Origin of the sequence: Imperialibacter roseus, assembly GCF_032999765.1 — a bacterium.
Taxonomy (GTDB): Bacteria; Bacteroidota; Bacteroidia; order Cytophagales; family Cyclobacteriaceae; genus Imperialibacter; species Imperialibacter roseus.
This window is the reverse complement of sequence record NZ_CP136051.1, coordinates 796,732-820,320: the sequence shown is the minus strand read 5'-3', so window position 1 is coordinate 820,320 and position 23,589 is coordinate 796,732. Positions and strand designations below refer to the sequence as shown.

General features: G+C 45.4%; 23 protein-coding genes. 3 read left to right on the top strand and 20 right to left on the bottom strand.

Translation table 11 applies throughout. The features are described 5' to 3' along the window. Positions 1-185 precede the first annotated feature (185 nt). Both RT717_RS03470 and RT717_RS03465 read left to right on the top strand, forming a co-directional pair. Positions 186-638 (top strand): cold-shock protein, encoded by a 453-nt coding sequence (locus tag RT717_RS03470; RefSeq protein WP_152000448.1) that lies wholly within the window; start codon positions 186-188, stop codon positions 636-638. 84 nt (positions 639-722) lie between these two features. Continuing rightward, on the top strand, positions 723-1,292 hold the full coding sequence (locus tag RT717_RS03465; protein WP_317490346.1) for a YdeI/OmpD-associated family protein: 570 nt from the start codon (positions 723-725) through the stop codon (positions 1,290-1,292). A gap of 18 nt (positions 1,293-1,310) precedes the next feature. Here the strand turns inward: RT717_RS03465 and RT717_RS03460 are convergent, their stop codons facing one another. From RT717_RS03460 to RT717_RS03365, 20 genes are all read right to left on the bottom strand, one after another. Next, on the bottom strand, positions 1,311-2,012 hold the full coding sequence (locus RT717_RS03460) for a head GIN domain-containing protein (RefSeq protein WP_317490345.1): 702 nt from the start codon (positions 2,010-2,012) through the stop codon (positions 1,311-1,313). Positions 2,013-2,098: 86 nt separating this feature from the next. Further along, on the bottom strand, positions 2,099-3,436 hold the full coding sequence (gene argH, locus RT717_RS03455; protein ID WP_317490344.1) for an argininosuccinate lyase: 1,338 nt from the start codon (positions 3,434-3,436) through the stop codon (positions 2,099-2,101). A 22-nt stretch (positions 3,437-3,458) separates the two neighbouring features. Continuing rightward, positions 3,459-4,538, bottom strand: coding sequence for a M20 family metallo-hydrolase (locus RT717_RS03450; RefSeq protein WP_317490343.1), 1,080 nt, complete (start codon positions 4,536-4,538; stop codon positions 3,459-3,461). A gap of 5 nt (positions 4,539-4,543) precedes the next feature. Continuing rightward, the gene (gene argB, locus RT717_RS03445) at positions 4,544-5,326 is read right to left on the bottom strand and encodes an acetylglutamate kinase (protein ID WP_317490342.1); all 783 of its coding nucleotides are present in this window, start codon (positions 5,324-5,326) and stop codon (positions 4,544-4,546) included. Between the two features lie 147 nt (positions 5,327-5,473). Continuing rightward, on the bottom strand, positions 5,474-5,836 hold the full coding sequence (locus RT717_RS03440) for a hypothetical protein (protein WP_317490341.1): 363 nt from the start codon (positions 5,834-5,836) through the stop codon (positions 5,474-5,476). A gap of 44 nt (positions 5,837-5,880) precedes the next feature. Continuing rightward, positions 5,881-7,344 (bottom strand): SusD/RagB family nutrient-binding outer membrane lipoprotein, encoded by a 1,464-nt coding sequence (locus RT717_RS03435; RefSeq protein ID WP_317490340.1) that lies wholly within the window; start codon positions 7,342-7,344, stop codon positions 5,881-5,883. A gap of 11 nt (positions 7,345-7,355) precedes the next feature. Next, positions 7,356-10,508 (bottom strand): SusC/RagA family TonB-linked outer membrane protein, encoded by a 3,153-nt coding sequence (locus RT717_RS03430; protein ID WP_317490339.1) that lies wholly within the window; start codon positions 10,506-10,508, stop codon positions 7,356-7,358. A gap of 449 nt (positions 10,509-10,957) precedes the next feature. Continuing rightward, the gene (locus RT717_RS03425; protein ID WP_317490338.1) at positions 10,958-11,908 is read right to left on the bottom strand and encodes an N-acetylornithine carbamoyltransferase; all 951 of its coding nucleotides are present in this window, start codon (positions 11,906-11,908) and stop codon (positions 10,958-10,960) included. A gap of 71 nt (positions 11,909-11,979) precedes the next feature. Next, on the bottom strand, positions 11,980-12,966 hold the full coding sequence (argC, locus tag RT717_RS03420; RefSeq protein WP_317490337.1) for an N-acetyl-gamma-glutamyl-phosphate reductase: 987 nt from the start codon (positions 12,964-12,966) through the stop codon (positions 11,980-11,982). Further along, complete coding sequence (argG, locus tag RT717_RS03415; protein ID WP_317490336.1) at positions 12,953-14,146, bottom strand: argininosuccinate synthase; 1,194 nt, start codon at positions 14,144-14,146, stop codon at positions 12,953-12,955. The genes argC and argG overlap by 14 nt, the downstream gene beginning before the upstream one ends. Positions 14,147-14,181: 35 nt before the next feature. Further along, a complete protein-coding gene (locus tag RT717_RS03410; RefSeq protein ID WP_317490335.1) occupies positions 14,182-14,847 on the bottom strand; it encodes a GNAT family N-acetyltransferase in 666 nt (221 codons plus the stop codon). Between the two features lie 224 nt (positions 14,848-15,071). Beyond that, on the bottom strand, positions 15,072-15,656 hold the full coding sequence (locus RT717_RS03405) for a DUF502 domain-containing protein (protein ID WP_317490334.1): 585 nt from the start codon (positions 15,654-15,656) through the stop codon (positions 15,072-15,074). A gap of 76 nt (positions 15,657-15,732) precedes the next feature. Next, positions 15,733-16,344 carry an NADH:ubiquinone reductase (Na(+)-transporting) subunit E gene (nqrE, locus tag RT717_RS03400; protein ID WP_152000433.1) on the bottom strand — a complete coding sequence of 204 codons (612 nt, stop codon included), beginning with the start codon at positions 16,342-16,344 and terminating at the stop codon, positions 15,733-15,735. A gap of 4 nt (positions 16,345-16,348) precedes the next feature. After that, positions 16,349-17,011 carry an NADH:ubiquinone reductase (Na(+)-transporting) subunit D gene (locus RT717_RS03395; protein WP_152000432.1) on the bottom strand — a complete coding sequence of 221 codons (663 nt, stop codon included), beginning with the start codon at positions 17,009-17,011 and terminating at the stop codon, positions 16,349-16,351. A 36-nt stretch (positions 17,012-17,047) separates the two neighbouring features. After that, a complete protein-coding gene (nqrC, locus tag RT717_RS03390) occupies positions 17,048-17,767 on the bottom strand; it encodes an NADH:ubiquinone reductase (Na(+)-transporting) subunit C (RefSeq protein ID WP_317490333.1) in 720 nt (239 codons plus the stop codon). Positions 17,768-17,795: 28 nt separating this feature from the next. After that, entirely contained in the window at positions 17,796-18,992 is a 1,197-nt protein-coding gene (locus tag RT717_RS03385; RefSeq protein WP_317490332.1) for an NADH:ubiquinone reductase (Na(+)-transporting) subunit B, read from the bottom strand. An 8-nt stretch (positions 18,993-19,000) separates the two neighbouring features. Continuing rightward, on the bottom strand, positions 19,001-20,359 hold the full coding sequence (locus tag RT717_RS03380; protein ID WP_317490331.1) for a Na(+)-translocating NADH-quinone reductase subunit A: 1,359 nt from the start codon (positions 20,357-20,359) through the stop codon (positions 19,001-19,003). Between the two features lie 136 nt (positions 20,360-20,495). Further along, positions 20,496-21,395 (bottom strand): 4-hydroxy-3-methylbut-2-enyl diphosphate reductase, encoded by a 900-nt coding sequence (locus RT717_RS03375; protein WP_317490330.1) that lies wholly within the window; start codon positions 21,393-21,395, stop codon positions 20,496-20,498. 59 nt (positions 21,396-21,454) lie between these two features. Continuing rightward, positions 21,455-22,156 (bottom strand): (d)CMP kinase, encoded by a 702-nt coding sequence (cmk, locus tag RT717_RS03370; protein ID WP_152000428.1) that lies wholly within the window; start codon positions 22,154-22,156, stop codon positions 21,455-21,457. A 276-nt stretch (positions 22,157-22,432) separates the two neighbouring features. Further along, entirely contained in the window at positions 22,433-22,921 is a 489-nt protein-coding gene (locus tag RT717_RS03365; protein ID WP_317490329.1) for a hypothetical protein, read from the bottom strand. Between the two features lie 222 nt (positions 22,922-23,143). Between RT717_RS03365 and RT717_RS03360 the strand changes: the two genes are divergently transcribed. Beyond that, entirely contained in the window at positions 23,144-23,335 is a 192-nt protein-coding gene (locus tag RT717_RS03360; protein ID WP_317490328.1) for a hypothetical protein, read from the top strand. Positions 23,336-23,589: the final 254 nt, after the last annotated feature.

Here is a 23,589-nt window from a genome sequence, read left to right as displayed (position 1 = left end):
CCCTGCCAATTAGGCGGGGTTCATTTCTTTTATCACTACCTTTGCAAAAGCCACACATCTGTGGTTGCTGGATTGCTTTCCCGGGCTCTTCTTCTTTCGCTGCGATCTACATTCGAGTTGCAAAACGCCGAAAATCGCCGCTCGGGTTGTTTCAGGTAATTTCAACTAAAACCAAAATACTTATAATGGGTAAATCGCAAGAAACGTTTAACAAGAAAGAGAAAGAGAAGAAAAAGTTAAAGAAGAGGAAGGAAAAAGAAGAAAAGAAAGAAGAAAGAAAAGCCAACTCATCTAAAGGCCAGAGCCTGGAAGATATGCTAATGTATATCGATGAAGATGGCAATTTTACTTCCACCCCACCCGACCCAAAGAAAAAGAAAGTCACCAAAGCCGGCGACATAGAAATTGGAGTTCCCAAACATTCCAACGAGCCTATAGACCCCACCAGAACAGGTATCGTCACCTTCTTCAATGAATCGAAAGGATACGGATTTATCAAAGACCTGGAATCTCAACAAAGTGTTTTTGTCCATGCCAAAGGCTTAATGGAGCCGATTAAAGAAGACAATAAAGTCACTTTCGAAACTGAAATGACTCCAAAAGGAGCGAATGCCATCAACGTTAAGTTGGTGAAATAATCGATTAACCTCTAGCGGTAGCCCATCATCCTCCTTCTGCGGGAGGATGATCATTTTTCTATCTCTGCTTTAGAATACCAAACAATGTCACCCACCTTCTTTGCTACGCCGGAAGACTTTCGCAAGTGGCTCGAAAGCAATCATGATTCAGAAAAGGAGCTAGTGATTGGGTTTTACAAAGTCGGTTCAGGCAAGCCGAGCATTACCTGGCCAGAGTCGGTTGATCAGGCGCTTTGCTTTGGCTGGATAGATGGCATAAGGAGGTCGATAGACGAAGAGAGCTACTCCATTCGTTTCACACCCCGCAGGCCAAAAAGCATCTGGAGTCCGGTGAATATCAAAAAGGTTGACGAGCTCACAAAACTGGGACTCATGCTCCCGGCAGGCCTTGAAATATTTAGGATGAGGGAAGATAAAATGTCAGATCTATATTCCTTTAGAGAAAAAGAAGTTACCCTTGGTAAAGACTATGAACGCATATTCAGAGCAAATAAAACAGCGTGGCGCAATTTCAGCAAAATGATTCCCTCTTATAAAAAACCTGCTATTTGGTGGGTGATTAGTGCCAAACAGGAAGTCACACGACTGAAAAGACTGACGACGCTGATTGAGGATTCGGCCGCCAACATAAAGATCAAGCAACTAAGAAGATAGGGTAAAAGGTAAAAAGTCTCAATTCCTTCTCTTCACATCCCCGCCGCCCTTCTGCACAACATACACTTTGTCAGGTGTGCCTCTGTAAGAAATATCAGCACCGCCGTGAACTTCTGCTGACAATTCGTCTACGAAAGATATGTGAATGTCGGCTCCGCCTCCGGCTTGGAGCTCCGCTCTTTTTACCTTCAAATCATGAGCGTTGATGTCGCTGCCGCCAGATGCATCAGCCTTGAAGAAATCGGTTTCTCCACTGAGAATAATGTCGGCTCCACCCGAAGAGTTGGCAACAAGCTTCTTTGTTGCTACTGCCATTCGAATGTCACTTCCTCCAGTGGCTATGAGTTCCAGGGCGTCCAATCTAAAAACGCCTTCTCCATACACATCAGAACCTCCTCTGCTTTTTATTCCGGCTATCGTTGGGATAGTAATATACACCCGACCCTTGCGGTTTCGCCCATCTTTCAGCCCTTTATCTGAATAGTAGATATACAAAACATCCTCCACAACCTCTGTCATAAGATATTTCATCTCTGGCAAGGTGCCCTCAACAAGTGTGGTGGTGGAGTCATTCTGCTTGATATACACATCAATGCCCCCCCTGGCATAAATGGCACTAAACGGCCTCAAATCCCGGCGCTCACTTACCATGGCATTTTGTGCGTGGCCAGCAAAAACCAGAGAAAGAGAAAGAAGAAGAAATAAACCTATCAATTTCATTGTACTTACTTTCTATTAAAGTACCATGAACTATTGAAAGGTTTCCGCTGAGCTGATAATGCGCCGATGAACATATGCACCAGAGACTACTGCCCCTTCTTAAGGGAGTCCAATGCCGAATGCACTTTACCAAAGTTGAAAGCAGCCACCCGCTCCTCCATCATGGCCTTTATTCTTTCGTTCCCTAAACTGCCGACTGACCCCAGGTGAGTGTGCTTGATGTTCCGGTTGGGCTTGTAGGTGCCGGCACCTATTTCTTTGGCCACCTCACGATAGGCCTCTCTAAACGGCATGCCAGCTTGCACCAATTCATTTACCTTTTCCACCGTGAACAGATAATCGTATTCCGGCTTGGCTACAAGATCCGTTTTGACCTTCACATTTGACACCATCAGGTGCGTCATCGCCAGGCAGTCTTTCACTTTTTGAATGGATGGCATCAGGTACTCTTTCAGCACCTGAAAGTCACGGTGGTAACCAGAGGGAAGGTTGCCTGTTACCTGCTGAATTACAGTTGGTGTTGCTGACACCTCGTTGCATTTAGCCCGAATCAGCTCCCACACATCAGGGTTCTTCTTGTGGGGCATAATGCTGGAGCCAGTCGTTAGTTCATCCGGGTAAGACAGAAAGCCATAGTTTTGGCTCATGTAAAGGCAGTTGTCATAAGCCAGCTTGGCAAGCGACTGCGCCACCCCTGCCAGTGAGTAGAGTGTAGAACGCTCAAGCTTGCCACGGGTCATTTGTGCATAAACCACGTTCACATTGGGAGCATCGAAACCCAATAGCCTGGTTGTAAGGTCTCTGTCTAAAGGAAAGGAAGAACCATAACCAGCACCGGAACCAAGTGGGTTTTTGTTGGCCTGCTTGTAAGCCCCCAAAAGTAGCTCAAGGTCATCTGTAAGGGACTCACCATAGGCTCCAAGCCACAACCCCACTGAAGATGGCATGGCCACCTGAAAATGTGTGTAGCCCGGCAGAAGCACTTCTTTGTATGCCTCGCTTTTTTCACCCAGAAGCCTGACCAGCTGTTCAATAAGCCGAACTACTTCTTCGATCTCAGCTCTCACATACATTTTCAAATCCACCAGCACCTGGTCGTTTCTGGAGCGCCCTGTGTGAATCTTCTTACCAAGATCGCCGAGTGTTTCGGTGAGCCGAAATTCTACTTCAGAGTGGATGTCTTCAGTGTCGGGTGCAATGGAGAAATTGCCCGCTTCCACTTCAGCCAACAATTTCAGCAGACCTTTATGCAGCTCTTTTGACTCGCCTTCCGTAAGGATGCCAATAGATTGCAACATCCTGCTGTGGGCCATGTTGCCATAAATATCGAAAGCTGCAAGCTGCATGTCCAGCACCTGATCGTTTCCGACAGTGAACTGATGCACTGCCTGATTGGTGGTTATATTCTTATCCCAAAGTTTCATTTGTGCTTAATGAAGTGCCCGATCAAGCGGGTCTTGGTTTGTTCAACACTTCTTCCAGAAGACGAATGTATATTTTTATTCCCTCTTCTATTTCTGAAAGGTAGATAAACTCGTCGGCAGTATGGGAACGCTCTGATAGTCCAGGCCCCATTTTTACGGTACTAAATGGCATGAGCGCCTGATCTGACGTGGTATCAGAGCCAAATAAATGGATGTTTTGGTTTTTAGCGGCCAAAACAAGTGGGTGCTCAACGGGAATAGTCGATGGATTCATCCTCATCGACCTGGGAACCACTTCTGAACTAACGCCCTGTTTTATAAAGTCAACTATCTCGGGCAAAGTATAACAATCGTTGACCCTCACATCCACCACAAACTTGCAGGAATCGGGGATCACGTTATGCTGCGACCCGGCATTGATTACGGTCACCGACATCTTCACGGGACCAAGCCATTGCGAAGTCTTGGGCAGCTTCTGAGCTCTGATCCATTCAATATCTTTTATCGCCTTGTAAATAGCATTTTCTCCAATGTCTCTTGCAGCATGACCGGCCACACCTTTGGCCTCACAGTCTAACACCATCAGTCCCTTTTCGGCCACTGCCATATTCATGCCAGTGGGCTCACCCACTACCCCTACTTCCACATTTTCCAGCACCGGCAAGGCGATTTCTATCCCCTCCTTGCCCGACACCTCCTCCTCCGAGGAGGCCACCAGATAAACATTATAGGCCAAATCGGTTTTGTAATAAAAATGCAAAAAAGTAGCTATAAGCGAGACCAAGGGGCCCCCAGCATCGTTGCTGCCCAGTCCGAAAAGTTTGCCTTCTTCCACATGAGCTAGAAATGGATCCCTGGTATAACCCTTGTTGGGTTTGACGGTGTCATGGTGAGAGTTGAGCAAGATCGCAGGTTTGCCAGACTCAAAATGCTTATTTTTTACAATGATATTATTCTGCACCCTTTGTACAGGCACGCCGTGCTCCTCAAAAAAATTCTGAATAGCATCACCAGTCCGGTCTTCTTCTCGGCTAAAAGACTGAATAGCAATGAGGTCTTTCAATAGCTGGACTGACCCTTCGGTCAACTCTTTTACTGTCATGTATTCTATTTTTCTAGCTGGAGCGTTGTGCCCGCTTTTTCATTTGAAATATTAGCAAAGCCCACAATTCGTATCTTCCTTATTCCTTCATTCAGGGCTTCGAAAGCGCTTTCAAGCTTGGGTATCATTCCCGAATGAATTTGTCCGGAGGCTTTCATTTCAGCAAAGCCCGCTTCATCTATCTTTTCAACCACAGAATTGTCATCATCCACATCGGTGAGCACTCCGGCCTTGTCGAAGGCAAAGATGAGAGTCACTTCATAATGCCTGGCCAAAGCCACTGACACCACCGTTGCCATGGTATCGGCGTTGGTGTTAAGCAATGTCCCCTTCCCATCGTGAGTGAGTGGCGCAATCACCGGCACCGTACCCTGCCCAACAAGGTCATTCAGGGTATCGGCATTTACCTCGATAGGATCACCGACAAAGCCCCAGTCAACTCCATCATCAGAAGGACGCTTTACGCTCACTATCAGGTTGCCATCGGCACCTGTTAATCCAATGGCGTTCACCTTGCGGCTTTGCAGGTTTGCAACTAACTGTTTGTTCACCAGGCCACCATACACCATAGTCACCACTTCAAGCGTATCCTTATCAGTTACCCGCCTGCCATTCACCATGTTTGGCTTAAGGCCAAGCTTGAGAAGGTACTGGTCCGCCAGCCTTCCTCCACCATGTACTAACAGTTTATTCCCCTCCAGCGCTGCAAATGCTTTAAGAAATTGGCTGGAAGACTCCTCATTTTCCAGTACCCCACCACCAACTTTCACTACCGTTAAATTCTTCATTACTCTTTAGGCCTCTACAAAATCATCTTTCGAATGCAGCTTCAAAAATATACTTCTATATGCAGTAAAAGGAATAAAACAGAAAAAAACCCATGAGCTTTCACTCATGGGTTCCCGGATGCTAAAGTTTACAAGTTCCTTTTTTTGCTATTTGAAGATTCTAAAGGCGATTCCTTTATATTCTCCAGCGTATTCATTTGGCTTAGTATCTGTAAAGTCAATAGAAATGGCTCCGTCAGTTCCCGTTTCAAAGTTCCCCAAAGCTACTCCGGCAGCAAAAACGTCGATCGACAACCCGGCAACCGGAATCGTATCAATCCCAACTGACTGATTCAAAATACCGGACTTGTCAAGCTCATAAAAATACGCCATCACATTGTCCGTTCCGTCCTCGGTCACCAACAGCACTGGCGACGCTACCCTTGGCAAAATGAGTTCATCCTCCTTTTCACAGGCTGAGAAAACAAGTGCCACTACAAAGATTTGAGCAACTATATATATCTTTTTCATCTTTTCTACGCTTGATTTTGTTATCATCATTTTTTCACGTCGGATTATTCCACCCACCAGAGAGCTGTTTTCATGTCGTCGGGGCCACCATTGAGTGCTGCACCGGCTTCAACATTTGTCCCATTTAGTGAATACTCAGTGGAAGGATACACTAACCTTGTAGGAAGCACACCGTCGTTTTGAAACAAAGCCCTTGGATCGGCCGCAGGAAGCACTGGAAAACCTGTACGTCGCAGTTCAGTCCATGCCTCTATACCCTGACCAAATAGTGCCACCCACTTTTGAGTGATAATATTTTCTTTTGAAACAGGGCCTAAAGACGCAACAAATCCCGTCGGCATGGTTGTATCATACTGGTCAAATGAAGCTTGAACAGCCTGATCAAAATACATCTGAGGGTCTCCCGTGATGTCCCCCTCCAAAGCGGCTTCTGCCTTCAAAAACAGCAGTTCGGCATAGCTCATCAGGATAACCGATGACGTTTCCTGAGCAAAATTATCTGGATTAATGATCGCACTATAACCCAGGTAATTTGAGCCAACTGAACCCGGCAGTCCATTGGGCGTCCCCAAAATCTCACCCTCAGCAAACTCTCCTGGCGTCGCAAAAACTGACAGCCTTGGGTCTCCCATTTCGCCCATTTTGTCAACAAGTGTGCTGCTCATATTCCAGTCGGTTCTGCCCTGAAGGATGAGTATATCATGCCAGGGGTTGTTGGTCGGACGTGATCCATAAGTCAAGGCAGCCATTTCAGCATTGCTTTCCATCATCGGATAGGTGGCCGGATCATCTAGCATCGCTTGCATTATCGCCCCCGAACCTGTCACAATATGCGCTTGCCTGTTCAACAGTCGAAAGCGAAGGGAATTAAAAAACTTCTTCCACATAAGGATATTTCCATTGAAAAGGATATCCCCGGAAACACTTGGTCCTGAAGCGTCAAGGAGGCTATTAGCTTCCTCAAGGTCGGCAATAATGCCGGCGTACACAGTTTCCTGCGAGTCGTAGGCCGGAGAGAAAATCGCCTCTGCATCCGTACCTCTGGCTGCCTCGGAATAGGGAATGGCGCCCCATACATCGGTTAACATAGAAAATATCCACGCCTTCATACCAATCCCAATTCCCATGTAGTTAGGATTGTACTTACCGCCATCGGGCCCCGCTATTTCAACAATCTTCTGAAAATTGATAAGCCCATCTGTATAGAAAACCTCCCAGTTGGATATATTTACCGAGGGTTGCACATTGTAATTGTCTCCCTCATTTTCATAAATATTACGGGAAATATACCCTACCCACGACATCGCATGGTCAAAGTTGAGCCTTTGGTTTCTGGTCTTATTTCCCCAATAGTTATCAATTGTAGTTTGCAATGCCTGCGGCAACAAAAACTGCGCACCTACACTTACAGGCCGGTTGGGGTTTGTGTTTAGCTCTTCAAAATCTCCTGTGCATGAAGCCAGTATCAGCACCACAGCACTCAGTGTAATTGATATATATTTCTTCATTGTATGGCTATTTAAAATTTAACATTTACGCTGAAACCCATGCTTCTTGTGCTGGGCAGCTGACCGTAGCTATAGCCCAGGCTTGCACTGCTAATTTCAGGATCAGCATGAACCGTGTTTTTGAAAAGGATAGCAAGATTGCGGCCTACCACAGACACTGAAACCGACTGAAGGAAGTTATTGCTCATCCATTTTGCAGGCAGGGTATAGGACAACGATGCCTCTCTAAGCTTCACATAAGTCCCATCAAAAACAGCAGCCTCATGATACTGGCGACCGCTGTAGTACCCGTAGAAGTTACGAGCAGGAACCACCACGTCGTTGTTGACATACTGTGGGCTTTCCTCAGTCCCCATGTTTTTGACACCAGCACCAATCACACCTTCCTCACGACCAACGCCGGTTTCTTCCAGCACACCAGTCACCCTTTGCAAGCTCACCCCCATGTCGTAAAGTGCCCCACCTTTCTTCATGTCGAAAAGCACGCTGAGGGCAACACCTTTATAGCTGAATGTATTAGACACTCCAGCCAGCCAATCAGGCGTAATGTTGCCAATCACATGCTGTCCGGCGAGGTTATAAGGGTAGCCATTTTTATAGAGCAACTGACCGTCATCGGCCCTGGCAAACTTGTTACCATAAAGGTTGCCATAAGGCTCGCCGACACGTGCCTCCAGTGAAGCGCCTCTTTCAGACCATAAAGTCAGAGAGGTAAGCCCATCGGCCAGAGCAACGACTTCGTTTCTGTTTTTTGAAAAGTTAACCCCTATATCCCATCTCAGGCTGTTGGCAACTTGTACCAGTGTTCCATTGAGTTGAACCTCCACGCCTTTGTTTTGAATCTCTCCTGCATTCAAGACTCGGCGGGTATATCCGGAAGCTCTTGAGATATCTACACCAAGAATCTGATCCCGGGTGGTTTGATTATAATAGGTCAGATCCAGACCAATCCTGCCGGAAAGAAAGCGTAAGTCGGCACCCAGCTCAATTCCCGTGGTAATTTCTGGCTTGAGGCTAGAGTTAGCAATCTCCTTGCTTTCCGCAAATTTCGGGATAGCTCCATCCCACAAACCTGTCGGACTAAATACCTGCTGCAGTAAATAAGGGTCAGCATCGTTGCCCACCTGCGCCCAGCTGGCTCTTAACTTTCCAAATGAAAGTACTGAGTTCTTTATCCCCAGCATTTCAGTAACAACACCACTCAATGACACAGAAGGGTAAAAGAAGGAATTATTAGAGGCTGGCAAGGTGCTTGACCAATCATTTCTGCCTGTTACATCAAGAAACAGGTAGTTGTTGTATCCAACCTGAAACGACCCGAACAAACTATTTACCTGGGATTCTTCTACCGCACTGGCGTCGATATTGGGAGAGGCATTATTTCCAAGGTTGTACACCTTGTCGATGGTGAGCTGCTGAACCTCTGAATAGTTGCGTTTATAATAATTGACCCTTGAAACTCCTCCGGCTTGCGCCGTCAGTTTCAGGTCGGGGGTCAAATCTTTGTTCAGTGTGAAAATGAAGTCAGAGTTAGTTTCTTGTCTCCTTAGCACCTCTTCGCTGTAAGAGCCTCTACCAAAAGAGTTTCTCGTTCTTTCGTAGGCTATGATGTTCAATCTTGTATCAGTCCAAACATCCGTGCCCGACCGTACCATCAAACTCAGCCACTCGTTGAACTCATAGTTCAATGCGACATTGCCAAGAAACCTGTCCTTTTCATTGGGCCGCACAAGCACCTCTTCGATGAAGTAAGGATTGGTAAAATAGGTGTGCTGCCAGTTAGGCGGCTCGGTATTGCCCGCTCTCTGGATATGTACATCTTCATAGTCCTTATAATTGCGAAGCTTATCATAGTCAACATCCCTGTGGTGCCAAATGAAAGTTTGATTACTCAGGAAGTTCCTGTTGTCAGATCCTGATTTAATATACTCGCCAATCGTTGTGATCGACAGTTTATCAGTGAACTTATAGGTTGAATTCAGCCTGAAGTTATTTCTCCAGAAATTATTATTGTGGACAATGCCATCCTGATCGGTTCTGCCGATAGCCAGGCGAAAGTTTCCGTTGTCGTTTCCTCCTGAGATGGCCACCGTGCTAACCGTGGTTCTGCCGGTTTCCCACCACTGTTCCCAGTTGTCTGGCTGCGCTACAAGTGGAGCAGTTTCTGTACCCGTCCACCACTGCCGAACAAGTCTGCCGTCCAAAGGCGCACCCCAGCTTTCATCTGTACCACGGGTGCCCTTGAAGCCATCCACAGTACCGCTCCACCCATCGGCGTACCATGATCTGTATCCGAAGCCTCCGCCATAGGTGTTTTGGAACTTTGGCTTCACCAAAGGGTTTTCGAAGGTGGTACTAAAATTGGCATCAACGCCAATACCTTTGTTGTTCTTTCCGCTCTTCGTCGTAACAAGAATAACACCATTAGCAGCTCGTGACCCATAAAGTGCCGCTGCATTTGGCCCTTTCAATAAGCTGATCTCGGCAATGTTGTTCGGGTCGATTTCCGAAAGACCGCCTCCAAATCTTTGGTTATTTGTTCTTTCTGTCGATGTACTATTCGACGTTTGTTGAATGGGCACTCCATCAATGACAACCAACGGTTGGTTGTTGCCGCTGACAGACGAAAAGCCACGAATGATAAACTCCGGACTACCTCCAGGCACACTATTGCCCGACACTTGCAGGCCAGCCACCCTGCCCGAAAGGTTATTCACAATGTTTTGGTTGGGTACTTTGCTAACAATATCCCCTCCCACACTTTGTATGGAATAGCCCAGGGCCGCTTTGTTACGCTCCATACCAAAGGCCGTTACAACTACTTCAGTAAGCTGCTTTACATCTGAGCTCATCGCTAAATCGATAACCGACTGTGAGCCGATAGCAACTTCCTGGGTTTCAAGGCCAATAAAGGAAAAAACCAGGGTTTCAGCACTCGCTGGTACTCCAAGGGAGTAATTGCCATCGCCGTCGGAAATGGTGCCAGTTGTCGCTCCTTTGACCACAATATTTACGCCCGGAATACCGCTCTTGTCCTCCTCCGAAGTCACCTTCCCTTTGATAATTCGATCCTGAGCACTTGCAGGGAAAACAGAGACGCACTTAATGAATAACATTAGCAGAAAACTTCTTGCCAACATCAACGTCGTAGAATTGTTTTTCATAGATTACAGTTTTCGTTACAGATAGATCAATAGAATTCAAGCACGAACCGCAAATGCGGCGTGAGGTCGAGGGGTGCTGCTAAAATGTCTGCGTATTAAAGCTCGGGTGTTGAGCCTGATCCAGGAGCCACTGAAAAGCGTGCACTGCTTAAGCTCACTAAATCACCAATCTGACAAGAGGATTATACTGTACTATATACTACCTAACTACTTTTTCGATCGTGGGTGTTGATCTTCAATAGAGCATTGTTGTATGTCAAAAATATCGTCGGAACAGTAAAAAATGAAATTTTCTTCCAGCAAAATTTAAAAATACCAAATATAAATCCAGCCAGTATAGACTTTTGCAAATCGGGCGAACCTACTATGTCTGATATTGACAAATTATCACCTAAATGACATAAAAAATATCATTTTCATCAAAATAAAAATGATTCATTGAATACAAATCAATGCTTTAACTCTTTCAATAATTCCTTTAAAACTCGCTGCGTAGCAAATTCCCGGTTGGCAGCCTGTTTCACCACGATACTATGTGGCCCATCCAACACATCATCGGCCACCTCAACATTCCGTCGAACCGGCAGACAATGCATAAACCTGGCTTGATTTGTCCACGCCATCTTCTCAGCATCTATGATCCATTCCGGAGCGTCCATAAATTTGCCGTAGTCGTTATATGATGACCAATTTTTAGCATAAATAAAATCTGCCCCTTCAAATGCCTTCCTTTGGTCATGCTCTATTACCGCACCTTTGGTGTACTTCGTCCCAAGCTCAAGCCCTTTGGGGTGGGTAATCACAAACTCCACATCTGCTTTATTCATCCATTGAGAAAACGAATTGGAAACACAATGGGGAAGTGGTTTGATGTGAGGCGCCCACGAAAGCACGACCTTTGGCCTCGGCTTTGGTTGATGCTCCAGTATAGTTATCAAGTCAGCCAGTGATTGCAGGGGGTGCAGCGTAGCCGACTCCATATTAACTACCGGCTTTCCCGACTTGGTAGCGAAAGCGGTTAAAATTTTTTCCTCAGAATCAATATCTCTGTTCTCTAGCCCCGGAAAGCACCTAACGGCAAGTATATCACAATAATTGGCCATTACCGGCACAGCTTCCTTGATATGCTCAGCAGCCTTTCCGTTCATAACGGCCCCATCCTGGGTCTCAAGTGTCCACAAGTCGCCCCCCACGTTGAGCACCATAGTTTGTATACCAAGATTAAAAGCGGCCTTTTGCACGCTCATTCTTGTCCTCAGACTGGAGTTAAAAAATACCATTCCCAGCATTTTTCCTCTTCCAAGGTGCATGTCTGCCAATGGATTCTTCTTCAATTCAATAGCTTCTCTCGCAAAAGCCATCGGGTCACTTACGTCGTCTAAGGATAAGAAATTGTTCATTGCTTAGGTAGGTTTACTATGAGTCACGAAAGTTTGCAAACTTTTGGGAAGTTGCAAGGCTTTTTATTTTGCTAGAAAGCCACTCCCTTCAACTGGAGGCCCGTCCTCTCCTCCCAACCCATAGCAAGATTCATGTTTTGAACCGCCTGACCCGACGCACCTTTCAAGAGGTTATCGATAATAGAAATAACCACCGCTTTGTTGCCCACCTTTTTTGGGTAAACCACACACTTGTTGGTGTTTACTACCATCTTCAAATCGGGATTCACAGAGGAGACATGTGTGAAGGGCGTTTTCTTGTAAAAATCAGTGTACTGCTTTACAAGTTTTGCCTCATCACCGGTATAGTCGAAATAAGCCGTGGTGATAATCCCTCTGGTGTAGTTGCCCCGGTAAGGAATAAAATTGATGGGTGGAACCTCTGCCAGCGAAGCGAAAGAAAGTGTTTCAGCCACTTCAGCCAGGTGCTGGTGCTCCATCACTTTGTAGGCAGACATGTTACCTTCTCTCCAGGTGAAATGGCTGGTCGGGCTAAGCGACTGGCCTGCTCCTGTAGACCCTGTGATGCCGGAAATATGTATTTCACTTTTCAGCAGACCAGCAGAAGCAGCTGGCAGCAGAGCCAATTCCATTGCTGTAGCAAAACAACCCGGATTGGCAATCAGTCTTGCTTTTTTCACCTTATCGGCATTGAGCTCGGGAAGTCCGTACACAAAACCCAGAGGGTTGGACGATAACCGGAAGTCATGACTGAGGTCTATCACCTTGGTTGACTCAGGGATGGCCTGCTCTTTTAGAAAACCGATCGAAGCGCCGTGGCCCTTACACAAGAAAATGACATCAGGCCAGCTGTCAAACTTCTCAGCAAACACCAGGTCGGTCTCTCCAAGTAAATCGGTGTGGATACTGGTAATAGGTGACCCAGCCTGGCTTTCGCTCACCAAATGGCTGAGCGACACTTTGGGATGATTAAGGAGTATCCGAACAAGCTCTCCGGCAGTGTAGCCAGCAGCACCCCATATACCTGCTGTTATCTTCAATTCTTTACTCTCCGGCATGCTCCCCAACTTTTTGAATGATCATTTGTTGCACGCCAAATATTTTGGCGAAGCCCTTTGCATCGTCTGCCGACCAAAGACTGTTCATTTCTCCGTACTTACCAAACAGATTGTTCATCAAGTCAAACTTCGACTCGATACCATGCACCTGAAAACGATAGGGAGCCAGCACCACGAAGACTTTACCCGTTACCCTTGCCTGAGAGCTTTCCAGAAAGGCCTCCAAATTGCGGCATGCCGGATCCAGCCAAAGGCCTTCATGCATCAGCTGTCCATACCACAGTGATTGTTGTTCTTTGATCTGAAGCTGAAATTTACTCAGCACATGCTTCTCAAGTCCCTGATGGGCTTTGATGAGAATGGCCGGTGCCGGCGCTTCAAAACCAACCCTTCCCTTGATGCCTAATATTGTATCGCCCACGTGAATGTCTCTTCCTATACCGTAGCTACCGCCCAGCGCATTGAGCGCTTTGATAACTTCCACGGGTTTCATTTTCTTCCCATCCAACCCAACTGGCTGCCCCTTCTCAAATTCAATGACAATGGACTTTGACGCCGACTCAGTCACCTTGCTTGGGAAAGCTTCCTCGGGTAAAAAGCCGTTAGAGCCAAGCGTTTCCTTTCCTCCCACTGACGTACCCCAAAGCCCCTGGTTTACTGAGTAAAGGGCCTTATCGAAGTTCATCTCAACCTTGTGCTCTTTCAGGAATTGGATTTCTTCCTCCCGGCTAAGTTTTTTCTCCCTTATCGGTGCTATGATCTCCTTGCCTGGGCAAAGCGCCTGAAAAACAAGGTCGAAGCGAACCTGGTCGTTGCCAGCGCCGGTAGAACCATGGGCAATCGCATCCACATTCAGCTGATTAGCCAGCCTGGCAATAGCCCTGGCCTGAAAAACCCGCTCCGCACTCACAGACAGTGGATAAGCCTGATTCTTCAGTACGTTGCCATACAGCAGAAACCTGATACCCTCCTGATAGTACTCCTCCACAATATTGAGCACCTGGTGGCTGGCCGCTCCAAGTTTGATGGCCTTTGTTGCCAACACATCCAACTCCTCTTTGGTAAACCCTCCCGTGTCAGCTAAGGCCGTATGCACCTCGTAACCCAACGACTGCAAATAGATCAAACAATAGGAGGTATCAAGCCCTCCACTATAGGCCAATAAGACTTTCTTCTTCATTAGTAATATTTTGAACGATGCTACCCGATGATTTTCTAAGCTCTCTGCAAGCTTACCTGCTCAGCAGCTTTCTTGCCCGTGAATTTAAGAAAAGCTGCCCGCTTGAGCCTCACAAGACGCTCATAAACCTTTGATTTCTTAATGAAATTCCACCTTTTCTCGGACTGTTCTTTTGGATCGAAAAGCATCGCAGTGCAAATACAGTTGGTTTTGTTCTTACTCATCAGGATGCTGTAATTCACGCAGCTGGCACAGCCCTTCCAAAAGTCCTCGTCTTCGGTAAGTTCCGAATAGACAACGGGTTCGTAGCCAAGATCGGAGTTTATCTTCATCACCGGCAAGCTGGTGGTTAAACCAAAAAGCTTCGCATTCGGGAACATTTTACGTGAATGATCGAACGCCTTTTCTTTGATTCGCTTGGCGAGACCCTCCTTGCGAAAATCCGGGTGAACGATAAGGCCTGAGTTGGCAGCAAACTTACCATGGCTCCAGGTCTCTATATAGCAAAAGCCGGCCCAGTCCCCGCTTTTAGTAAAGGCCACAATTGCTTTATTTTCCAGCATCTTTTTAGCGATATACTCGGGAGAACGTTTAGCTATACCAGTACCTCTTTTCAGAGCGCTTTCCTCGATCTGCTGGCAGATTGTTTCAACAAACGGAACGTCGGCAGCTGTCGCTACCCTGACAGAAAATTGTGTCATTGTACAAAAACCCTACGGTTAATAGTTTTGAGAAAAAAGAAAAAAACAGACTGGGGAGAAAAGGATACCACGTAGGTACCACTGGGGTATAGCAAGGCCTATGGCCTCGGAGTACTTGGCCTAAAATTGTTTACTGAGGGACAATATGTAAGTATTGTAAACAACTGTTTAGTAATTATGGGCACAAATGTATGTCGCTCAACGAATCAATACAAGCAATTGTTTCATTTTTTGGTAGTATCCCGAAATTTCTTCTTGTATTTCCCGAAAGAGTCAGTCATTCCTCCTGAAACCAGGAAAGTCATGATCTCCATCGCAGGAATATCTAACGGTGTGATATTCGCCCTATCCACAATATACAAGTCGCCTGCAATGCTGTAAGATATGGGAAAATACACAGCCACCTTCCCTGGCAAGTTGATTGCTTTGAGATCCTCATTAGTTATAAAACCAATTCTTTGAAGTATGCCGTGCGCATCCATATTCACCACTACAGCTTTATCAAACTTCCTCTTATCGCCTACAAAAGCCGTCATCAGGTCGTTAAACGACGAATAAATCATATTGACCAGCGGCAGCCTTTTCAGAATCTTTTCAAAATACTCAAAAAAGGGTTTGGTGATAAAATAGGTAGCCAGGTAACCGATCATGAGCGTGCCCGCCAGGATCGCCAGGATACCCAAGCCTGGAATGTCGATTGGAATCAACCCATCAAGCCATCGCACCACTCCCACACTCACATACACAGTGAGCGCCAGGGGCACCACAAACACCAATCCCTTTAAGAAATAACTTACTACTCTGCTCATATGCAATAAAAAAGGCTTTGCAAGTTAATGCAAAGCCCTCTTTGATATCGAAGTTTTGTTATTGTTTTTGCTGCAATCAAATAGCGATTCCAATAAAGGACTTAAATGCAATCCCCATCAATCCGGTAATCAACATCGTAAGGCCAAGACCTTTAAGCCCATCTGGCACATGAGAATACTTCAGCTTTTCTCTCACCGCAGCCAGTGCCACAATGGCGAGCATCCATCCCACCCCTGATCCAAGACCGTAGGCTGTTGCCTCCACAATGGTGTAGTCTCTCTGAATCATGAAAAGGGAAGCGCCTAGTATTGCACAGTTTACAGCAATCAAAGGAAGGAAAATACCCAGAGAGCCATAAAGCGCAGGAGAAGCTTTTTCAATGATCATTTCTACCAGCTGCACAATAGCTGCGATAATGGCTATGAACATGATAAAGGTAAGGAAGCTAAGGTCTATCGTTTCGAAGCTTGCACCAAGCCAGCTAAGTGCGCCTTCGTTTAGTATGAAAGTTTGCATCACCCAGTTGATAGGCACGGTAATACCCAAAACGAAAATTACTGCAGCACCCAAACCAATCGCCGTGCTCACTTTTTTGGAAACGGCCAGGAATGAACACATGCCAAGAAAATAGGCAAATATCATGTTGTCGATAAATGCGCTCTTAATGAATATGTTTAATGCTTCCATGTTCTTAGTGTTCTACGTAACCGTTTTTAGTTCTTTGTACCCAAATGATCAAGCCAAGTATCATAAATGCTCCGATTGGGTCAACCATCAGTCCGTTGGTTGGGAAGTCCAGTCCCATAGCAGCAAATACTTTGAAGTCAAATATTGAAGCCGAGCCAAAAAGCTCCCTGAAGAAAGCCACGGCCAGGATGATCCACGAATAACCCAAGCCGCTACCCAAACCATCAAGCATTGAGTCATAGGGCTTGTTAGCCAGGGCGAACGCCTCAAGGCGACCCATTACTATGCAATTGGTGATGATCAGACCTACGTAAGCTCCCAACACTTTGTACATGTCAAAAGCATAGGCCTTTAGCACCTCACTTACCAATGTCACGAGCGTTGCCACTACTGCTAGCTGCACGATGATACGCACCCTGTTGGGAATAAGGGTACGCATAAGAGAAATAAGAAGGTTAGAAAATACAATTACCAGCGTAACGGCAATCGCCATCACGAGAGTAGGCTGCATTTTCACTGTTACTGCCAATGCCGAGCAAATACCCAACACCTGAACAGTAACCGGGTTATCGTCATTCAGCGGATCAGTAACAAACTTCTTCCGCCTTTTCGAGAATAAAGGTTCCGCTTCTTTAACTACTGGTTTTTCTAGCGTTTCAGTGCTCATCGCAAACTGATTTTAGTGTTTATTAATCTCTTCTAATCAAAAAGCCATTGCAGATTGCCCGCTAGCTGACTTTTGCTTTTTAATAAATGCAGTGTAAGACGAAAGGTAATTTTCGAGCATCGCATTCACTCCTTTTCCTGTGAGTGTTGCACCCGACATTCCATCTACATGGTGGGCGTCTTGTGGCTTGCCACTCTCTCCCTTCACCATAGTAACAGATACCAAATCACCATTTTCAAATATTTCCTTTCCAACGTAGCGACCCTGAATCTCCGGAGTAGTGATTCTCGCTCCAAGTCCGGGAGTCTCCGATTTATGGTCAAATGCAACTCCTTTGATAGTATTCAGGTCACCATCCAAAGCCATGTAACCAGAAATCCAATCCCAAAGGCCGCTACCAAACATCGGGAAAACGTAGGCAATCACTTTCGATGGATCATTTTCGTCAAGGAACATAAAAACGGGGTAGTTTCTCTCCTCCTTAGCTACTTTATGGTTCTTCTGAATATCGATCTTCTCAGCAACCAAAGGATTACCCTTTGCATCCTTTTCAACAGGGTTACCATCGATATCTACAACCACAGATTTAAATCGCTTGTCATACAGTGCCAACACTTCCTCTCCGGTTTTGAGATTGGAAATATCCATTACTGCACCCAGAATTTTCTTCTTGGTATCAAGCTCAATCTGCTTGGTTTGGGCTGGCTTAAGGCCAACCGAGGCAAGTGATAAAGCTCCACCAAGTATGATGGTCATCACTCCCGAAAATAAAAGAACATAAGCGTTAGACTGTCGCACGTTGTAGCCTCCGTTTTTTGTTTGCTTGTACTACGTAATAATCGATAAGTGGCGCAAATACATTCATAAGAAGTATCGCCAACATGATTCCCTCCGGATATGCCGGGTTAAACACACGGATCAACACTGTTAATAATCCTATCAGGAATCCATAAATCCATTTGCCAGTTTCAGTTTGAGAAGCTGTAACAGGATCGGTAGCCATGAATACGGCACCAAAAGCCAGGCCTCCAATTACCCAGTGGTACTGTGCCGGCATCAACATAAACTCATTGAGACCAACGAGATTGAAGATAAGGCCCATTGAGTAAGCACCAGCAAAAACCGCTACAATTATCTTCCAGCTACCTACTCCGGTTAAAACCAAAATGGCCGCCCCTATCAGGCACATCAAAGTAGATGTTTCACCTATTGAACCTGGCATTATACCCAGGAACATATTCCAGAAATCATAAATACCTGCTGACCATGAATCGTTGAGCAAATCCACAACCGGGGTAGCCCCAGGGTTGCCCACAGTGCTGGCAGCAATTGCTAAAGGCGTGGCTCCCGAGTAGGCTGCTACTGGCGCAGCATCACCAAGATATGTCCAAACCTCGCCGCTAATAGCAGTTGGATAGGCGAAATAAAGGAACGCCCTGGCTACAAGCGCTACGTTAAGTATGTTCATCCCTGTGCCCCCAAAGGCTTCTTTTCCAATAACCACCGCAAACACAGTAGCCAATGCTACCTGCCAAAGAGGAATGGTGGCTGGCATCACAAGCGGTATCAGCAAGCCCGTAACCAGGAACCCTTCACTTACAGGATGCTGCCTGATCACACAGAAAACAAATTCGACACCAAGGCCCACCGCATAAGAAACAATAATGATAGGGACTACTTTCAAAGCGCCGATTAATATTTTGTCTATTAGTTCGGCATCAGCTCCCGTTGCCAGAAAATGCTGATGACCAACGTTCCACATACCAAAAAGTAAACAAGGGATCATTGCGATGATGACAGTAAACATCATTCGCTTTAGGTCGACAGCGTCTTTTACCTGGGAACCTTTCTTTCCGGTAGTTAGATCCGGGGCAAACACAATAGTTCTGTGGCCTTCATAAAGCGTATGATACTTTTCATACTTCCCACCTTTCTCTACAAAAGGCTTTAGTTTATCGAAGAAATCTTGTAAGAACTTCATAAATACGATTAGCTATATTGAATTAAGTCAAGTCCTTGTCTTAGTATTTTCTGAATATCATTTTTCGAAACATCGACGAATTCGCAAAGTGCCAAGTCTTCTTCGATAACCTCGTAAATACCCAAAGCTTCCATGTCATCATAATCCTCAGCCAAAATTGCCTTCATGAGGTAGGTAACATAAATATCCATTGGCAGCACCTTTTCGAGGTTGCCCGATTGAACGAATGAGCGTTGCTCACCATGTGTATTTGTATCTAATACAAACTCTCTTTTTGTATTGGCAAACAGACCAAATGCTCTTTGAAAGCTTAGCTTATTGAAAGTTGGTAGTATCCAACCCAAAAACTCTTCCTTATCTCCTTCTGGAATAACAGTTACCTGGTTGGCAAAGAATCCCAGGAAGCCGTCTTTTCCAACTGCTTCGCCTGAAAGCACGTTCCCTGAAATTACCCTAACGTGATCCGATTTAAGATTGCCTTCTATGAACCTACCTACATTGGCTCCGGAGTATGTGCTGTAGTACTGTGGATTGCTCACCTCAGAACCACAAACTGCTATCACTTTAGAAGCATCGTATATACCTTCAAGGAACAACTTCCCTATCTGGATAACACCAAAAGGCGAAACAGTCCAAACAAGGTCTCCTTTATTAATTGGATCAAGGTGGTGGATTTGAACGCCTACATTGCCAGCAGGATTCGGACCGGAAAACTTATTGACTTCGGCACCTTTCACATGAGCAAACATGGGAAGCACTTCAGCGTCGGCATTGGTGTTAACATGTACAACGCCTGGTGTGAATTTCTTAAGGACATCTATACCAGCCTGAAAGTATTGATCTTGCCCCTTAAACAAGATGCCATAATTAGGAGAAAGGGGGTTTGTGTCAAATGCTGAAATAAATATAGCCTTTGGTGTGGCAGTTGGGTCGGCTATACTTCCGAAGGGGCGCTGAACTATATTTGGCCAAACACCACTCTTAGTCAGGAGCTCCGTAGCTGTTTCCTTTGTAAGAGAGCTCATTTCGGATACCGTGAACTTGGTAAACTGCTCGTGTGTTATTTTCTTATCCGCAAGGATTTTGATCTCAAGAAGCTTTCTTTTCTCACCCCGCTTTATTTCAACTACCTCCCCGCTAACAGGCGAAGTGTACATTACGTTTTCCTGAAGCCTGTCGAAAAACAGGGGTGTACCAGCCTTCACGCTGGCTCCTTCTTCCACCAGTAGTTTGGGGCGAGTAATTCTCTGAAAGTCGGTTGGTTTGACTGCGAAAGTCTCAGGTTGTTGAATTTCACCAATTTTTTCCTCGGCCTTGCCTGCGAGATTGATATTAAACCCTTTTTTGAGCTTTACGAATTTAGACATTTTCAATAGGTAAAATAGACCGAAATCCTTTAAAACGTGGCAAAATTAATAAAATTTAACTCAACTAAAAGGTAAGTGAAATTATTCGTGTGAAGGTTTTTTACCACCCTCATTTTCACTTACATAAACAGCACATTTAAGCAATTGTTGGTTCACTAGGACTTTTTTCCTTGATGAATTCTGCTACCCGCTCCATTAACCACATGGGAGTGGACGTAGCTCCACAAATACCTATATTTTCAGCATCGACAAGCCAGTTCAAGTCCAGCTCCTCTTCGCTCTCAATAAAGTAACTTCTTGGATTGATGGAAAGGCATACTTCGTACAAAGCCCGTCCATTTGAACTCTTTTTTCCGGCAACAAACAACACCACATCCTGCTCTTCCGAAAACTTCCTCATTTGAGGCTCTCTGTTCGACACCTGGCGGCAAATGCTATCGTTGGCATCGAAATCCTGAATTCGCAGCTCACCCTTATTCTCACGAATTCGGTCTTCAATGAGCGCTTTGATATGATAAAAGCCCTTTGTTGACTTGGTAGTTTGGCTAAAGAGCGTGATTGGCCTGGAATAGTCGAGCTTATCCAAATCCTGGTCTGTCATAATAATAACAGCCTCTTCTCTGGTTTGCCCGGCAAGCCCAATTACCTCTGCATGCCCCTCCTTGCCATAAATGACAATCTGCCCCTCCACTTTTTTCATATTGTCGTAGGCGTGCTTCACTCTATTCTGGAGTTTCAACACAACCGGGCAAGAGGCGTCTATTAGTTCAATATTGTTTTCAAGAGCCAATTGATACGTTTCCGGCGGCTCGCCGTGTGCTCTAATCAGCACCCTTGTATTGTGGAGGTTTTTCAGGTCGTCCCGGCTGATAATCCGGAGACCTTTCTGGTAAAGGCGCCTGACTTCCATGTCGTTGTGAACGATGTCGCCCAGGCAATATAACTGACCATTGTCTTCCATTTCATCCTCTGCCATTTTAATGGCAAATTCAACTCCGAAACAATACCCAGAATTTTTGTCGATAGTAATGTTCATAACGCTTTTTCCTGCCCTACTTGCTTCGTTGATCGATTTCAAAATTTTGACACAAGCTTTTAGTTCTTGTTTCGATCAACTCCGGAAATTAATTTGCTCGTGGCCAGGTTGGTAATGAGCTCTATTTGTTCCTCAAAGGTAATATGTGTGGTGTCAATTTCAATAGCATTTGCTGCCTTCTTTAAGGGACTCTCTTTTCTGGAGGTGTCTATTTCGTCTCGGGATCGCAGGTTTTCAATCACTTCCTCCAACTCTACGAGCTGGCCTTTGCCTAATAACTCCTTCTGACGCCTCTCAGCACGCACATACAGGTCGGCTGTCATAAATATTTTAAGGTCTGCATCAGGAAATACCACCGTACCAATATCTCTTCCATCCATCACTACCCCTTTGCTCTTGCCCATTTTTCTTTGCTGGGCTACCAAAGCATGCCTTACTTCCTTAATGGCACTTACATCGCTTACCTTTTGTGATACATCCATTCCCCGTATTTCTTTTTCTACGTTCAACCCATTCAAATACACTTCATTTACCTTCTTTGTAGCATTGTAATGAAATGTTATATCAATTTGTTCAAGCGCCTTCGAAACCGCCCTGGGGTCAGTAAGCGAAACATGGTTGTCAATAAAATACAAAGTAACCGATCTGTACATGGCACCTGTGTCTATGTAGATGTAACCCAAAAGACCAGCAACGGCTCGTGCTGTTGTGCTTTTTCCGCAACCCGAGTAACCATCGATAGCAATTACTATTTTTTGCATCAAATATCAGTTATTGAATATTAGCAGTCCTTGAGCGGGCAAGGTATAGGTTTTCCTTTTTTAATTGTGCGGGCTTTCTGGGTTTTAAACTGAGAAGCCCTGCAACCTTCAAAAAGAACTGATGATGCAAAAATCAATAATATAGCCGCAAGTCCTTGTATTGAGCGGGGGAAATTTTTCATGGTTTAAAGGTAATCATAGATCAGCTAACGATAAAAAGCTAGCTAGAAATACACCCTTTCGAAAAGTCCGAAAGGGTGTACGTTAACCTATCACTCAATTGACTTGCACTTGCCTGTCAAGACCTTGCTCTACTCTTTTCACCCACCCTTTGGCTATTTCATAGTAGTGAAAGGCCTCGTCCATTCCATCCTTATGGCTATCGTAAAGAGGAATGTGAATATCCTCTTCACCTTTGTGAAACTTGTGTTTGAACACCAGGCCTATCTTTTCTATATGGGCATGACCGGAGGTAATAATCACTTCCTTTTCCATCCGGCAACTAAGTATGCGGCTGAGATCAATCACCAGCGACTGCACTTTGGAGCTGGCATACCGGCTAAAAAGGAGTTTTTTGTGTAGAGTATCCATCACCAGAAACTTTCCGGGCAGATCCTCGAAATCAGTGATATCCAGCTCATTTTCCTGGCTTATCTTTTTTAAATAATCAGGTGGGGTTCTTCTGGAACTAAGCTTTTTCTTTATATAGAAAAGCACGATTGGGAGCAAAATGGCCAAAGCGACCAATATTTCTATTGTCTTCATTGCAATAACTTTTTGAGAATGATCAGATGTGAAAAAAACTATCTCCCTGGCACCAGTAGTGCAGGGCAGGATCAAGCCGGAGACCGGTATCAAAAAGCTGCTTTAAAAAAACTGATGGTAGAGTGAAAATACCTTTAACGTATTTGAAGGAGGGAGATTTCTTCGATCTTCGGGCGATACCGATTCGCTGACGCTAACAAAACGTCCAACCAGACCAACGAAATGAGGGAAATGATTTTTGGATCTGATATCATCTTCAACTTCCTCTCCGGCCAGTACACTCTGCAGATCGAGAGAGTGGAGAATTTGGCTTTTAAGATGGACAGCATTGTCAACTTTGGAACCTCCGTGGTGGGGCAACGAAAAACCACTGACGGACAACAGCCCCCAGAAGCAAAGCGTAACAGCAAATAGTGTCCTTGTCAACTTCATCGTCGAATTGTATATTTTAACGAAGATCAACGGCATTGTGTTGTGAACGCCAAAGAATATTTCGTCAAGCCGAAGATACCTAATTTAATACAGCACAAATAGAGCGACCCAGGAAAATTATAAGAACCACCTAAAAGATTGACAAACGGCTATCTTGTATGGCTTAAGGTCAGTCCGGTTACCTGTAGTTGACGACATTAGAAACGTCAAGCTGCCAAATATCAGGTTTGAGGCGG